General features: G+C 67.2%; 13 protein-coding genes and 1 pseudogene. 8 read left to right on the forward strand and 6 right to left on the reverse strand.

Features of this window, described 5'->3' with window-relative positions; translation table 11 throughout:
• Positions 1 to 76 precede the first annotated feature (76 nt).
• Complete coding sequence (gene purL, locus ACSBP4_RS15320) at positions 77 to 2221, forward strand: phosphoribosylformylglycinamidine synthase subunit PurL (RefSeq protein WP_435552716.1); 2145 nt, start codon at positions 77 to 79, stop codon at positions 2219 to 2221.
• Positions 2222 to 2344: 123 nt separating this feature from the next.
• On the forward strand, positions 2345 to 2929 hold the full coding sequence (locus ACSBP4_RS15325) for a response regulator (protein WP_006648773.1): 585 nt from the start codon (positions 2345 to 2347) through the stop codon (positions 2927 to 2929).
• A gap of 3 nt (positions 2930 to 2932) precedes the next feature.
• On the opposite strand, the gene ACSBP4_RS15330 is transcribed toward ACSBP4_RS15325, so the two are convergent.
• On the reverse strand, positions 2933 to 4789 hold the full coding sequence (locus ACSBP4_RS15330) for a PAS domain-containing protein (protein WP_435552717.1): 1857 nt from the start codon (positions 4787 to 4789) through the stop codon (positions 2933 to 2935).
• 246 nt (positions 4790 to 5035) lie between these two features.
• Between ACSBP4_RS15330 and ACSBP4_RS15335 the strand changes: the two genes are divergently transcribed.
• The gene (locus tag ACSBP4_RS15335) at positions 5036 to 5242 is read left to right on the forward strand and encodes a hypothetical protein (RefSeq protein ID WP_006181586.1); all 207 of its coding nucleotides are present in this window, start codon (positions 5036 to 5038) and stop codon (positions 5240 to 5242) included.
• Positions 5243 to 5325: 83 nt separating this feature from the next.
• On the opposite strand, the gene ACSBP4_RS15340 is transcribed toward ACSBP4_RS15335, so the two are convergent.
• The 3 genes from ACSBP4_RS15340 to ACSBP4_RS15350 form a co-directional block, all read right to left on the reverse strand.
• A complete protein-coding gene (locus tag ACSBP4_RS15340) occupies positions 5326 to 6483 on the reverse strand; it encodes a pyridoxal phosphate-dependent aminotransferase (protein ID WP_006648775.1) in 1158 nt (385 codons plus the stop codon).
• A 2-nt stretch (positions 6484 to 6485) separates the two neighbouring features.
• Complete coding sequence (locus ACSBP4_RS15345) at positions 6486 to 6971, reverse strand: Lrp/AsnC family transcriptional regulator (RefSeq protein ID WP_049964291.1); 486 nt, start codon at positions 6969 to 6971, stop codon at positions 6486 to 6488.
• Positions 6972 to 7041: 70 nt separating this feature from the next.
• Positions 7042 to 7701 carry a hypothetical protein gene (locus ACSBP4_RS15350; RefSeq protein ID WP_049964292.1) on the reverse strand — a complete coding sequence of 220 codons (660 nt, stop codon included), beginning with the start codon at positions 7699 to 7701 and terminating at the stop codon, positions 7042 to 7044.
• 117 nt (positions 7702 to 7818) lie between these two features.
• Here ACSBP4_RS15350 and ACSBP4_RS15355 point away from each other — a divergent pair, with 117 nt between their 5' ends.
• The 3 genes from ACSBP4_RS15355 (at position 7819) to ACSBP4_RS15365 (ending at position 9561) form a co-directional block, all read left to right on the forward strand.
• Positions 7819 to 8043 (forward strand): hypothetical protein, encoded by a 225-nt coding sequence (locus ACSBP4_RS15355; protein ID WP_006648778.1) that lies wholly within the window; start codon positions 7819 to 7821, stop codon positions 8041 to 8043.
• Positions 8044 to 8129: 86 nt separating this feature from the next.
• The gene (locus tag ACSBP4_RS15360) at positions 8130 to 8693 is read left to right on the forward strand and encodes a thioredoxin family protein (protein ID WP_049964293.1); all 564 of its coding nucleotides are present in this window, start codon (positions 8130 to 8132) and stop codon (positions 8691 to 8693) included.
• Between the two features lie 79 nt (positions 8694 to 8772).
• Positions 8773 to 9561 carry an HpcH/HpaI aldolase family protein gene (locus ACSBP4_RS15365; protein ID WP_049964294.1) on the forward strand — a complete coding sequence of 263 codons (789 nt, stop codon included), beginning with the start codon at positions 8773 to 8775 and terminating at the stop codon, positions 9559 to 9561.
• Positions 9562 to 9588: 27 nt separating this feature from the next.
• On the opposite strand, the gene ACSBP4_RS15370 is transcribed toward ACSBP4_RS15365, so the two are convergent.
• Complete coding sequence (locus tag ACSBP4_RS15370) at positions 9589 to 10707, reverse strand: NADH:flavin oxidoreductase/NADH oxidase (protein WP_435552718.1); 1119 nt, start codon at positions 10705 to 10707, stop codon at positions 9589 to 9591.
• Positions 10708 to 10823: 116 nt separating this feature from the next.
• On the opposite strand from ACSBP4_RS15370, the gene ACSBP4_RS15375 reads away from it, so the two are divergent.
• Entirely contained in the window at positions 10824 to 11675 is an 852-nt protein-coding gene (locus ACSBP4_RS15375; RefSeq protein WP_435552719.1) for a BtpA/SgcQ family protein, read from the forward strand.
• A gap of 11 nt (positions 11676 to 11686) precedes the next feature.
• Here the strand turns inward: ACSBP4_RS15375 and ACSBP4_RS15380 are convergent.
• Positions 11687 to 12067 (reverse strand): annotated as a pseudogene (locus ACSBP4_RS15380) (tripartite tricarboxylate transporter permease); the annotation flags it as partial.
• Between the two features lie 56 nt (positions 12068 to 12123).
• Here ACSBP4_RS15380 and ACSBP4_RS15385 point away from each other — a divergent pair.
• Entirely contained in the window at positions 12124 to 13425 is a 1302-nt protein-coding gene (locus ACSBP4_RS15385; protein WP_435552720.1) for a tyrosine-type recombinase/integrase, read from the forward strand.
• Position 13426: the final 1 nt, after the last annotated feature.

Here is a 13426-nt window from a genome sequence, read left to right on the forward strand (position 1 = left end):
GTCGAATCCGATCGCCGATATCCATGAACGTGCATATGGAAACCCATTTACCGGCCGACTTTCACCACCTAGGTGAATGAGTCTTGCCGATTCGGACCGCGAACTCGTCGTTTCCGAGCTGGGGCGGGAACCGACTCGAGCGGAGGCGGCGCTGTTCGAGAACCTCTGGAGCGAACACTGTGCGTACCGCTCCTCGCGACCGCTGCTGTCGGCCTTCGACAGCGAGGGTGCGCAGGTCGTCGTCGGGCCGGGCGACGACGCGGCGGTCGTCGCGCTCCCCGGCGAGGAGGGCGAGGACGCGACGTACATCACGATGGGGATCGAGAGCCACAACCACCCCTCCTACGTGGACCCGTTCGACGGCGCGGCGACCGGCGTCGGCGGCATCGTCCGGGATACGCTCTCGATGGGGGCCTACCCCATCGCACTGGCCGACTCGCTGTACTTCGGCGAGTTCGGCGACGACCACTCGAAGTACCTCTTCGAGGGCGTCGTCGAGGGGATCAGCCACTACGGAAACTGTATCGGCGTCCCCACCGTCGCCGGCAGCGTCGACTTCCATCCCGATTACGAGGGCAACCCGCTGGTCAACGTCGCCTGCGTCGGCCTGACGAACGAGGATCGGCTGGTCACTGCCGAAGCACAGGAACCGGGCAACAAGCTCGTCCTCGTCGGCAACGCCACCGGCCGCGACGGCCTCGGCGGCGCGAGCTTCGCCAGCGAGGACCTGGCGGAGGACGCCGAAACCGAAGACCGGCCCGCGGTTCAGGTCGGCGACCCCTACGCGGAGAAGCTGCTGATCGAGGCCAACGAGGCGCTCGTCGACGAGAACCTGATCGAGTCCGCTCGCGACCTCGGTGCCGCCGGTCTCGGCGGGGCCTCGAGCGAGATGGTCGCCAAGGCCGACCTCGGCGCGCGGATCGAACTCGAGCGAGTTCACCAGCGCGAGCCGAACATGAACGCCCTGGAGATCCTGCTCGCCGAATCGCAGGAGCGGATGTGTTACGAGGTCGAGCCCGAGAACGTCGACCGGGTGCGCGAGATCGCCGAGCGGTTCGATCTGGGCTGTTCGGTCATCGGCGAGGTCACCGACGGTAACTACACCTGCACGTTCGACGGGGAGACGGTCGTCGACGTCGACGCCTACTTCCTCGGCGAGGGCGCGCCGATGAACGACCTTGCGAGCGAGGACCCCGTCGAACCGGAGACCGACCTGCCCGACGCCGACCTCGCGGCCGCCTTCGACGCCGTCGTTTCGAGCCCGAACACGGCCTCGAAACGGTGGGTCTACCGCCAGTACGACCACGAGGTCGGCGTGCGAACGAGCGTCGGCCCCGGCGACGACGCAGCAATCGTTGCGGTTCGGGAAGCCGAGCAGGGACTGGCGCTCTCGTCCGGTGCCGCACCGAACTGGACCGCCGCCGCGCCCTACGAGGGCGCTCGCGCGGTCGCGCTCGAGAACGCGACCAACGTCGCGGCCAAGGGTGCGACACCGCTTGCCGCCGTCGACTGTCTCAACGGCGGCAACCCCGAGAAGCCGGACGTCTACGGCGGCTTCGAGGGCATCGTCGACGGCCTCGCCGAGATGTGCGAAACGCTGTCGACGCCGGTCGTCGGGGGCAACGTCTCGCTGTACAACGACTCCGTCGCCGGGCCGATCCCGCCGACGCCGACGCTGGCGCTTGTCGGAGCGAAAGAGGGCTACGACGCCCCACCGCTGTCGGCCGCACCGGAGGGCGACCTGGTGCTGGTCGGCGATCTGGGTCTCGCCGACGACGCCCGGCTGGGCGGCTCCGAGTACCTCGCACAGTTCGGCGGCAGCGATCGGTTCCCCGAACTGCCCGACGACCCCGCGGCCCTGATCGAGACCCTCGCCGCGGTGGCCGACGACGACGCGACGCTCGCGGTTCACGACGTCAGCCACGGTGGGCTCGCCGTCTCCCTCGCCGAGATGGTCACCGAGGAGGCCGGCCTCGAGGTGTCGCTGCCGGGCGACGACCCCGCCGGCGAACTGTTCCACGAGCAGCCGGGTCGCGCGCTGATCCAGACCGAATCCGTCGCGGTGGTCCGCGAGGCGTTCGACGGCGTCGCCCCCGTCGTCGACCTCGGCACGGCGACCGACGACGGGACGCTGTCCGTCGACCTCGGCGACCGGACGATCGAAACCGACGCCGCCGAGATTCGGGAACGGCGCGCAACGATCGAACGCGGCCTCGAGTGACGGTCGCGGCGTGATGATCGGCGGGGACCGCGATCGACGTCCACCTTACTACCGCTACTCTCCGGTATATTGATATTCGTTCGGCACGGATTCTCCGCGAACGGCACAGCCGGAGGAACATCGATGTCCGATACCCCATCCGTCCTGATCGTCGAAGACGAGCCCGACCTCGCGGATCTCTATGCCGCCTGGCTCGAGGAGGAGTGTCGCGTCCGCACGGCTTACGACGGCGCCGAGGCGCTCGATGCGATCGATGAGACGATCGACGTCGTATTGCTCGATCGGCGGATGCCGGGGCTCTCGGGCGATACCGTCCTCGACACCATGCGGGAACGGAGCCTCGATTGCCGGGTCGCGATGGTGACAGCGGTCGAGCCCGACTTCGACATCGTCGAGATGGGGTTCGACGATTACCTGGTCAAGCCGGTTTCGGGCGACGAACTCGTCGACGTGATCGACCAGTTACTGCTTCGTTCGACCTACGACGACCAGCTCCGTGAGTTCTTCGCGCTTGCCGCGAAGAAGGCGCTGTTGGACGACCAGAAGACCGCGGCCGAACGCCAGTCGAGTCAGGAGTACGCCGAACTCGAGGACCGACTGGCCGTCCTCCGGGTCCGGGTCGACGACACGATGCAGGAACTCTTAGCGCAGGACGGCTACCGACAGCTCTGGCGGGACATCGCGGGTGAGTCGTTCGAAACGGAATAACGTTTACGCGGGGTCCCGCTCGAGGGTCGTTATCTCCCTGATTTCGATCCGGGTGCCGCCGTTGTCGCCGTTGGTGACCGTACACGTCCAGTCGTGGGCCTCGGCGATCGCCCGGACGAGCGCGAGCCCGAGGCCGTCGATCGCGGTGTCGTCGTCGGCAGTCGGATCGAGGACGCGATCGTGTGCGTTCGGCGGGATTTCCGCGGCATCATCGAGGAGGAAGAACCCGCGGCTGCCGTCGTCTTCGAACCCGACCAGTCCGATCTGGATCGTTACGTCGTCGTTCGCCCGAGCGACCGCGCTGTCGAACGCCGTCTGGAGGAGGTGGACGAACCGGTCGGGATCGGCCCGGAGCGCGGCCGGCGCGTCCACGACGACGTTATCGGGGTCCAGCCGGGAATCGGCGAGCGCGTCGTCGATCGCCGACTCGAGCCGGAGCCGGCTGCGCGGGCCGACCGCGGAGGCGTTGCGGGCGAACTCCCGGACGTCGTCGACGAGCCGTTCGGCCCGGTCGAGCGTCGTCTCGACGGTGTCTTCCGCCAGCGGGAACTCCCACTCGTCGGCTCCGTCGTCCGCGAGGGCGTCGGCGACGGCCTCGAGTTGCCGTTGCAGGTCGCTCGAGAGGATCTCGGCGACGGCCTCGAGGCGTTCGGTCTGGCGCTCGAGTTCGGCCGTCCGATCCCGCAGGACTCGTTCCCGGTCCGCCCGATCGAGGGCGGCGCGAGTGTTCTCGACGAGCGTCGAGATGAGGTCGACGTCGGTTTCGTCGAACCAGTGGGGGTCGTACGAGCCCGTCATGAGGACCCCGTGGGTCCCGATCGGGGCGATGATCTCCGATCGAAGCGGCGTCTCGGGGTTGTAGAGCCCGTCGGTATCGCCGAGATCGTCGAACAGTTGGACCTCGCCGCCCTCGAAGACCTCCCAGACCAACCCCTCGCCGGGGTTGAACCGCGGGAGGCCGCCGAACTCGTCGTGGGCCCCCGCGGTGCCGGCGACCGGTTCGAGGTAGCCCTGTTCCTCCTCGAGCAGCCAGACGCCGCTGATGGGGAGATCGAGCAGGTCGCTGCCGGCGTGGACGGCGATCGCACAGATCTCCTCGGGATCGTCGGACTCGAGCAGCCACCGGGTGACCTCGTGTAACGACGTGACGACGCGGTCGTACTCGTGTTGATCGGTGATGTCCCGGACGATCGCGGCGACCGTCGCGGCGTTGTCCTCGACGGGGACGAACCGGAACTCGCCCATCCGGTCGTCGCCGTCGGGGCCGACGTAGGGCAACTCGAGCTGGCGATGGGCGGCGTTGCCGACGTCGACGTCGGTGATCGCCCGTCCGATCTCGACGGCGTCATCGTCGTCGATCCCCGCAACTTCGGTCAGGGTCTCGACGTGTTCGCCGACGAGCGTCGAGCGGCCCGCACCAAGCACCGACTCGGTCGCGCCGTTGACGGTGATGATCTCGCGGTTGCGATCGAGCGTGACGACGGCGTCGCGGATCGCCTCGACGACCGCGGCGTGTTGGGCGAGCGTCGTCTCCTGGGCCTTCCGCTCGCTGACGTCGCGCATGAACACGGAGAGGCCCGTTTCGGAGGGGTAGGCCCGTGCCTCGAACCACGTCTCGAGGGGGGCGTGATAGATTTCGAAGGAAACCGGCACCTGTTCGTCCATCGCGCGGTGAAAGCCCTCGGGGAACTGCGTCTCGACGGTCTGGGGGAACTCGTCCCACATGACCCGCCCGATCAGGTCCTCTCGGGAGCGTTTCAGCAACGTCTCCGCCCGCTCGTTGAGATAGGTGAACCGAAAGCTCGTATCGAGAGCGAAGAAGGCGTCGGTGACGCGATCGACGATCGGTACGGAACGCATCGTCACGACTCGCCACCCCACACCCGTCTCGGCGGCGTAGTCCCGCCCCCACACCCGAATAGATAACCGCTCGCAACCGTTGGAATCATCGACGGATAGTTACTGGATAGTTAGTAAACCCCCTATTTCAGTGTCGTGGCCGAGCGCCAGTGTGTGTCTGAGTGACATGGAGTCGGCGCCGAGCGGAGTCGGGTCGTCCGGTCCAGGCAGGCGAGTTATCCCGATCGATCGGATAGGAACGACGCCATGGTCGACTTCTTCGAACGACTCTCGATCCTCCTCGGCAGCGCGACCGTCCTCGCGGTCTGTCTCGTCCTGCTCGCGAGCGGCCTCCTCGAACTCGGGCTGGACCGCCGGCTGCGATCCGGCCTGCTGCCGAGCCTCGGTCTGCTCGTCTCCGCCGCCACGCTCGCGGTCTGGGACGCGTCGAATGGCGATGTCGACGACCCCTGAGGTCCCTCGAGCCGGGGGCTCGCGGCGGGACTGCTCGTCTCGGCGACTCGGCCGACAAAACGATACGGGTCGGCGATGCCGGCTCAGGCGTTGTCGGCGACGAACGCCTCGATCCGGTTCAGCGCCTCCCGAAGGTCCTCGAGGCCGGTCGCGTAGGAGATCCGCAGGTGGCCCTCGCCGCCGGTGCCGAAGACGTCGCCGGGGACGACGGCCACGCCCTGTTCGCGCAGCACTTCCTCGGCGAACTCCTCGGCGGTAAAGCCCTCGGGGACCTCGGGGAAGCAGTAGAACGCCCCCTTGGCCTCGAAGACGTCCATCCCGATCTCTCTGAATCGCGAGAGGACGAACTGTCGGCGGCGGTCGTACTGATCGACCATCTCCCGGACGTCGTCCTCGCAGGAATCGAGCGCCTCGAGGGCGGCGTACTGGGCGGTCGTCGGGGCCGACAGCATCGTGTACTGGTGGATCTTGTTCATCGCACCGATGGCGTCGGCCGGGCCGAGCGCATAGCCCAGTCGGAGGCCGGTCATCGCGTGGGCCTTCGAGAAGCCGTTGAAGACGATCGTCCGCTCGCGCATCCCCTCGAAGCTCGCGATCGAGGTGTGATCCCCGTCGTAGGTCAGCTCTGCGTAGATCTCGTCCGAGAGGACCATCAGGTCGTGTTCGCGGGCGAACTCGGCGATCGGCTCGAGGTCCTCGGCGGGCATGATCGCGCCGGTCGGGTTGTTCGGATAACAGAGGACGAGGACGTCGGCCTCGTCGGCACCCGCTTTCTCGAGGCCCTCGACGGTGAGCCGGAAGTCGTCTTCCTCTTTCGTGGGGACCGGCAGCACTTCGCCGCCGGCGAAGATCACACCGGGCTCGTAGGAGATGTAGGAGGGCTGGGCGATCGCGACCGTGTCGCCGGGATCGACGAACGCCCGGAAGGCGAGATCGACGGCCTCGCTGGCCCCGGCGGTGACGATGATCTCCTCGTCGGGGTCGTAGCCCAGATCGAACCGATCGGCGACGTAGTCGGCGATCGCCTCGCGGAGGTCGCTCTTGCCGCGGTTGGCGGTGTAGGAGGTCTTGCCCTGCTCGAGCGAGGCGATGGCGGCGTCGCGGGCCGCCCACGGCGTCGCGAAGTCGGGTTCGCCCACGCCCAGCGAGATGACATCGTCGCGCTCGTCGGCGATCTCGAAGAACCGGCGGATGCCCGACGGCGGCACCGTCTGCACCCGGTCTGACAGTTCGAAGCTCATGGTCAGGGCGAGAAGGAAAGCCGGTCGTCGTCCTCGCCGTCGCCGAGTTCGATCCCGTTCTCCTTGTAGGAGGTCATCACGTAGTGGGTGACCGTCTGGGTGATCTCGGGGACGGGCGCGACCTTCTCGCTGATGAACTGTGAGACCTCGCGGATGGAGTCGCCTTCGACCTCCATATCGAAGTCGTAGTCGCCGCTGATCAGTCGGAGGGCTTTGACCTCCGGGAACTGTGCGAGGCGCTGGGCGATGTCGTCGTAGCCGGTCTCGCGGTCGAGCGTGACGTTCAACTCGACCTCGGCTCGGACGCGCTCGTCGGCGAGCTTGTCCCAGTCGACGACCGCTTGGTACCCGCGGACGACGCCTGCTGCCTCGAGTTCCTCGATGGTGGCTGCGACCTCGTTCTCGTCGAGGTCGGTCATTCGCGCGATATCGGCCGCGGAGTATCGCGCGTTCTCACGAAGCAACTCGAGCACCTCGCGTTCGCTCATACTGCCTGCAAGCGCGAGCGCGAGTAAAGGTCTAACGTTGTTCGTTCGTGAACGATCGTTCGGGATCCGACTACCGGTAGTTCTTGAACAACAGCGCCCGCACGTCGTCTTTCGTCTGGACCTGCTCGGTCGAGCCGTCCGGCAGATCGACGCTATACCGGTAGTCCGCCGAAGCCGCCTCCTCCCACTTGTCGTCGTGGGTCTCGAGCAGGCTCATCATCTCGTCTAACATGTCGTCGTCGTCAGCGGAGCCGTCATCGTCGGATCCGTCGTCGCCGTCGGTGTCGCTCTCGTCGTCCGCGTCGCTCTCGTCACCTCCCCCGTCCTCGCCGTCGTCATCGGCTCCTTCGTCCGCGTCGCTCGCATCGTCGTCGACCGGTTCCGCGGGATCGTCCGACTCGGACTCGAGGTCCTCGTCCCCGTCCGCGTCGTCCACGACCCCGTCGGTTCCCGGCGCCTCGCCCTCGATATAAGAGACTTCCTCGAGGTCGTGGGGATCGGCCTCGCCGTCGATGGCGGCCCCGACCGAGGCCGCGACGTCGTCGGTCGCCGAGGAGTCGAACTCACCGTCGGCCTCGAGTTCGATCTCCTCGTCCAAGTTGTCGATCAGGAACTGCACTGCGTCCTGCTCGCGGACGAAGCCGTACTTGCCGACGACCGATTCAGAGATCTCCTCCCGGAGGTGCTGGATGAACGCGTACTGTTCGTCGGTGACCTCGAGCGTCTTCATACCCAGTCGATGCGGCCCGGGGTACAAATATGTAAGTCGTTGCGTGGAACTCGAGGGATCGGATCGGCCGGAACGGCGCCGGAATTAAGTGGCTCCGGGAGCCAGCCCCGAACGGCTATGGACGAGGTACTCGAACTCGCCGACGTCGTCGCCGATTCGGAACTCGAGGGTGCTGTCGTCTGGCTGCTCCGACTGGTCGGCCTGCTGGCGATCCTGGGCGGGCTCGGGCTCTGGCTGCTGACCGACATCGGCCTGATCGTTCCGCTCGCCCTGATCGCCGGCGGAATCGCCCTGCTGGTCGTCCCCGGCTTGCTCCTCGAGTTCGCGGAGCTGTTCGGCTAGGCCGCTGTGGCAGTCGCGAGTCGACGGGACGCGAACCGACCGCCCCGAACGTGAGACCTAAGGCCGAACGAGCCGAATCGACGACCATGGTTCTCACAGAGTCCGAGTCGGAACTCGAGGCCGGCGACCCCGCCCCCGAGTTCGACCTCGAGGGCGTCGACGGCGAGACGTATTCGCTCGACTCCTTCGCCGACGACGAGGCGCTGCTGGTCGTGTTCACGTGCAACCACTGCCCGTACGCGCAAGCGAAGTTCGACCTGCTGAACGAACTGGCCGCCGAGTACGACGACGTCTCGGTCGTCGGGATCAACCCCAACGACGCCGCGGAGTATCCCGACGATTCGTTCGAGACGATGCAAGCGTTCGTCGAGGAGGGACGGATCGACTACGATGCCTATCTCCGCGACGAGAGTCAGGCGGTTGCGCGAGCCTACGGCGCGGTCTGTACCCCCGACCCGTTCCTGTTCGAACGCGAGAACGGGGAGTTCCGGCTGGCCTACCACGGCCGACTCGACGACGCGCCCAACCCCGACGACGAACCGAGCCGGTATCAGATCCGCGAGGCAATCGACGCCGTGCTGGCCGGCGCGGACGTCGACCTCGAGTGGCAGCCCTCCCGGGGCTGTTCGATCAAGTGGAAAGAGGACTGAGTCGGTTCGACCCCCGAACGCCGCCCGCCGCCGCCCGTTCGTCCCCGGTCTTTAGTCCGTGGCCGGTATAGTCGGACGTGTGAGTCAGCATCCGCGAACCAACGCGCTTCGGGAGACGCTCGAGTCCGGCGACGTGGCGCTGGGCGTCCTCGAGAACACGTACAGCCCGACGGTCGTCGAACTCTACGCCGCCCTCGGCGTCGACTTCGTCTGGATCGACCTCGAACACGGCGGCCCCAGTCCCGTCGACGGCGGCCGGCTGGAGGAACTGCTCCGGGCGGCCGACGGCACGGATACCGAGCTGCTCGTTCGGCTCCCCGATACCGATCCCGCGCTCGTGCGGAAGGCCCTCGACGCCGGCGTGCGGAACGTCTTCCTCCCCAGAGTCGGAAGCAGCGAGGAACTCGAGGCGGCGGTCCGGGCCGGTCGGTTCGAGTACGACGGCGAACCCGGTCGCCGGGGCATGGCCAACCCTCGAGCGAGCCGCTGGGGGCTGACCGACGACTACGTGACCAGCGAGGACGAGTCGGTCGTCGTCGGGGTCACGATCGAGACGCAGTCCGCGCTCGACGAACTCGAGGACATCCTCGCCGTCCCCGAACTCGGCTTCGTCTTCATCGGCCCGCTCGATCTCTCGGTCTCGCTGGGTCATCCGGGCGAATTCGACCATCCGGAGGTCGAGGAGGCCGTCGAACGGATCCGATCGGCCGCCATCGAGGCGGACGTCCCGGTCGGTGGCCTCGGCTTCGGGATGGACGACGTCAACGAAAAGGCGGAGAACGGCTATCAACTGCTGAACGTCGGGACGACGACCGGCGCGTTGCAGTCGGCGGTCACGGGCTGGCTCGACGGCTACGACGGAGAGTGACCGTCGGGGTACCTGCTTGCGGACCCGTTATCGCTGGGTTGCGCGTCGGTACTGGACCGGCCACGCCTCGGCAACCGCGTCGGGGTCGCGCTCGTGGTCGCCGGTCGCGCGGAGCCCGAAGTACGGGTCCCGCAGGAACTCCCGACCGACGAGGACGAGGTCGGCTCGCTCGTTTCGGATCAGGGCGTCGGCCTGTTCGGGCTCGGTGACGCCGCCGACGGTGCCGACGGCGACGTCCGCGCCCTCCCGGACCTGCTCGGCCAGCGGCACCTGAAAGTTCGGACCGCCCGAAATCGACTGGTCGGGGTGGAGCCCGCCGGAACTCACGTCGACCAGATCGACACCGAGATCGGCGAGGTCGTCGGCCAGCCGCACCGACTGCTCGATGTCCCACGACTCCCGATCGTCGAGCCAGTCGGTCCCCGAAATCCTGACGAAGACCGGCTTGTCGTCGGGCCAGACCTCGCGGACGGCGCCGACCACTTCGCGGACCAGTCGGGTTCGGTTCTCGAAGTTCCCGCCGTAGTCGTCCTCGCGACGGTTCGTGACCGGCGAGAGGAACTCGTGGAGCAGGTAGCCGTGGGCCGCGTGGACCTCGGCGATCTCGAACCCGGCCTCGAGCGATCGTTCGGCCGCCGCGCGGTAGGCGTCGATTACGCCCTCGATGTCCTCGGCGTCGGCCTTCCGCATCGCCGGCCGATCGCCGTCGAAGGGCGGATAGGCGTCGGGCGACGGCGAGAGTACCTCCCAGCCGGCCGCCCCCGAGGGCCCCGTTTCGTCGGGCTGGATCGGGACGTGGCCCTCCCACGGACGTTCCTTGCTCGCTTTGTGGCCCGCGTGGGCGAGCTGGATCGCCGGCACGCCGCCCTGATCCCGGATGAACTCCGTGATCGGCTCGAGGGCCTCGGCATGGTCGTCGCTCCAGATGCCCAGATCGTGGGGCGTGATCCGGCCCTCGGGGGAGACCGCGGTCGCCTCGGTCATGACGATGCCGGCCCCGCCGACGGCTCGGCTCCCGAGGTGGACGCGATGCCACTCGGTCGCGAGCCCGTCCGGGTCACAGGAGTACTGACACATCGGCGAGACGGCGATTCGGTTCCGCGTCTCGAGGTCCCGCAACGACAGTCCGGCAAGCAAGTCAGTCATCGACCGCTCGTATCCGCGGCAGGAGGAAAACGGCCGCGGAGGGAGCGGGGCTTGCCGGCTCGCGTCGGCCCGACCGAACGCGGTACCGGTATGGTCGTCGCGGTTCCAACGCCGATATGGAAACGGTATCCGCCATCATGGACCGATTCGACGCGTCCCACCCGGTGATCGGCATGGTCCATCTCCCGCCGCTGCCCGGCGCGCCGGGGTTCGGCGACGGAGACGAGAACGACCGTGAGGCTATCCGTCGCCGCGCGCTCGCGGACGCCCGCCGGCTCGAGGCCGGCGGGGTCGACGGAATCATCGTCGAGAACTTCGGGGACGCCCCGTTCTATCCCGACGACGTACCGAAACACGTCGTCGCGGAACTGACCGCGATCGCGACGGCCGTCACCGACGCCGTCGACGTTCCGGTCGGGATCAACGTCCTCCGCAACGACGCCGCGGCGGCGCTGGCGGTCTCCGCGGCCGCCGACGCCGCGTTCGTTCGCATCAACGTTCATATCGGTAGCGCCGCGACCGACCAGGGCGTCCTCGAGGGCCGGGCCCACGAGACGCTCCGGCTGCGCGACCGGCTCGCGACCGACGTGTCGATCCTCGCGGACGTCCACGTCAAGCACGCGAGCCCGATCGGCGACCGGGACATCGAACGTGCCGCGATCGAGACCGTCGAGCGCGGGCGGGCCGACGGTGTGATCGTCTCCGGACCCGGAACCGGAGCCGAAACGTCGCTCGCGGATCTCGAGCGCGTCGCCGACGCACTCGGCGATGCCGCGGGCGAGACCCCGGTGTTCGTCGGCAGCGGCGTCACGAGCGACACGGTCGACGACTGTCTCGAGTCGGGTGCCGACGGCGTCATCGTCGGCACCGCGCTCAAACGCGGCGGCGAGACGACGAATCCGGTCGCCGAGGCGCGGGTCGAGCGACTCGTGGCAGCCGCTCGAGCGGCGCTCTCGAGGGACGAGTGAACGGTCAGAAGTCAGAGTCCAAGCATCAACGGCCCGATGAGGACTCCCATCAGGTGAACGCGGCGACACCGCAGGCGTACCGGAACCATCCCGATCCCCGTCGCGACGGCGAAGATCGCGATTCCGATAACGCCGGTAAACAGGTACGAGAGCGCGAGCAACACGGCGAGGACGGCCACCGAAATCTTCCAGTAGGACACGTGCCCGACGGCGTCGAGATACGCGTCGCCCAGCGCGATCACGGCGACGAACCCGACCAGTCCCGCGAGGACGACGGCCGCAAGCAGGATCGGCAGCTCGAGGGGCGCAGCAGTTCCCTCGAAGGCGACCAACACGCCGGTCCGGGGCTGGCCGATGGCGACCAGGGCGAAAAGCGCGAAGATGGTGTTTGCATGGTTGCGTAGAGGCCAAACACTATATCGATATGGCTGAATGTCACGATAAGACGATGGCCCGGACACCTCGCGACCGACTGAACCATCAGAAGGACACTGTCGAGGAGCTGGCCGAGGTCGGTGAGATCTCGATCGAGGTCCGCGATGCACTTCTCGAGTGGGCCGACGCTCTCGACGAGCGTACTACCCGCCGAAAGTATCTCGATGATCGCGGTCGCGAGAAGACCCTCGCGCCGCGCTCGATCGAGAACTATCTCCAGGCCATGCGCCTCTGCGAGGAACGCGGCCTCGACGTGCTGGAGTGTTCGGCTGACGAGTTCAACGACTTCATCGACCGGATGCACGACGAACGCGGCCTCTCGAAGGTCACGCTCATGCGCTACCAAGCCGCTGCCCAGACGTTCTACCGCTACCACGACGACCTCGGGATCGATCCCGACGACATCCACGTCTACGCCGAGCGATCGGAGCCCCGCCACGACGACCGTGACATGTTTACCGACGAGGACATCGAAGCTCTTCGTGAGGCCTGTGACCGTCCCCGTGACCGTGCCTTTCTCGAGATGCTCATCTACACCGGCCAGCGCCTCACCGCGATCCGGACGCTCCGGATCAAGGACGTCGACCTTGACCAGGGCGTCTTCTATCTCAACGACGAGGCTGACGGGCTGAAGGGGGCGGCTGACCGTGGTCGGAAACGGCCGCTGTTCGGCGCTCGAAAGTACGTCCGCGACTGGCTGCAGTACCACCCGCGAAAGGACGAACCCGACGCACCGCTGTTCGTCGGCGATCCGAACCACTGGAAGACCAATCTCGATGAACCGTGGAGCGAGCCCGGCGTCCGAAAGCATCTCAAGCGTATCGGTGACCGCGCCGGCGTCGACAAGCCGGTCAACCCCCACAACTTCCGGCACTACTTCGTGACCGTCATGAAGCGGGAGTACTCGATGGACACCGACACGCTGCGAGCGCTGCTCGGCGTTACGGAGGACAGCAATATCCTCCACACCACTTACTCGCACGTCACGAACGACGACTACGTCCGAAAGGCCGAACAGCAACTCGGCTACCGGGAGGAAGATACCTCGAGCCCGATGACGCCCGACGCCTGTCCGACCTGCGGCGAGGTCCTCCAGGATCACTGGCGACGCTGCCCATCGTGCGGTGAGGTGTTCGGTCCCGATCTCGAGCAGCTGGCCGACGAAACTGACTCGGCTACTGACGACGCACTCGACGATGCACTCGGAACCGATGAACCGCTGTCGGCCGAGGAACGCCAGGCCTTCCGGACGGTTCTGGATGCGATCGGCGACCCGGTCGCGCTGGCTGACGAACTCGAAGGACGAAGCGACTGAC

The organism is Natrinema sp. CGMCC1.2065, from assembly GCF_051225675.1.
Lineage (GTDB): Archaea > Halobacteriota > Halobacteria > Halobacteriales > Natrialbaceae > Natrinema > Natrinema thermotolerans.

Excerpts from the sequence above, each read along its gene's own strand:
- ACSBP4_RS15340 (WP_006648775.1), bottom strand. The coding sequence starts at position 6,483 with ATGAGCTTCGAACTGTCAGACCGGGTGCAGACGGTGCCGCCGTCGGGC.
- ACSBP4_RS15330 (WP_435552717.1), bottom strand. The coding sequence starts at position 4,789 with ATGCGTTCCGTACCGATCGTCGATCGCGTCACCGACGCCTTCTTCGCT.
- purL (WP_435552716.1), top strand. The coding sequence starts at position 77 with ATGAGTCTTGCCGATTCGGACCGCGAACTCGTCGTTTCCGAGCTGGGG.
- ACSBP4_RS15385 (WP_435552720.1), top strand. The coding sequence starts at position 12,124 with ATGGCCCGGACACCTCGCGACCGACTGAACCATCAGAAGGACACTGTC.
- ACSBP4_RS15375 (WP_435552719.1), top strand. The coding sequence starts at position 10,824 with ATGGAAACGGTATCCGCCATCATGGACCGATTCGACGCGTCCCACCCG.
- ACSBP4_RS15355 (WP_006648778.1), top strand. The coding sequence starts at position 7,819 with ATGGACGAGGTACTCGAACTCGCCGACGTCGTCGCCGATTCGGAACTC.
- ACSBP4_RS15370 (WP_435552718.1), bottom strand. The coding sequence starts at position 10,707 with ATGACTGACTTGCTTGCCGGACTGTCGTTGCGGGACCTCGAGACGCGG.
- ACSBP4_RS15345 (WP_049964291.1), bottom strand. The coding sequence starts at position 6,971 with ATGAGCGAACGCGAGGTGCTCGAGTTGCTTCGTGAGAACGCGCGATAC.
- ACSBP4_RS15360 (WP_049964293.1), top strand. The coding sequence starts at position 8,130 with ATGGTTCTCACAGAGTCCGAGTCGGAACTCGAGGCCGGCGACCCCGCC.
- ACSBP4_RS15350 (WP_049964292.1), bottom strand. The coding sequence starts at position 7,701 with ATGAAGACGCTCGAGGTCACCGACGAACAGTACGCGTTCATCCAGCAC.
- ACSBP4_RS15325 (WP_006648773.1), top strand. The coding sequence starts at position 2,345 with ATGTCCGATACCCCATCCGTCCTGATCGTCGAAGACGAGCCCGACCTC.
- ACSBP4_RS15335 (WP_006181586.1), top strand. The coding sequence starts at position 5,036 with ATGGTCGACTTCTTCGAACGACTCTCGATCCTCCTCGGCAGCGCGACC.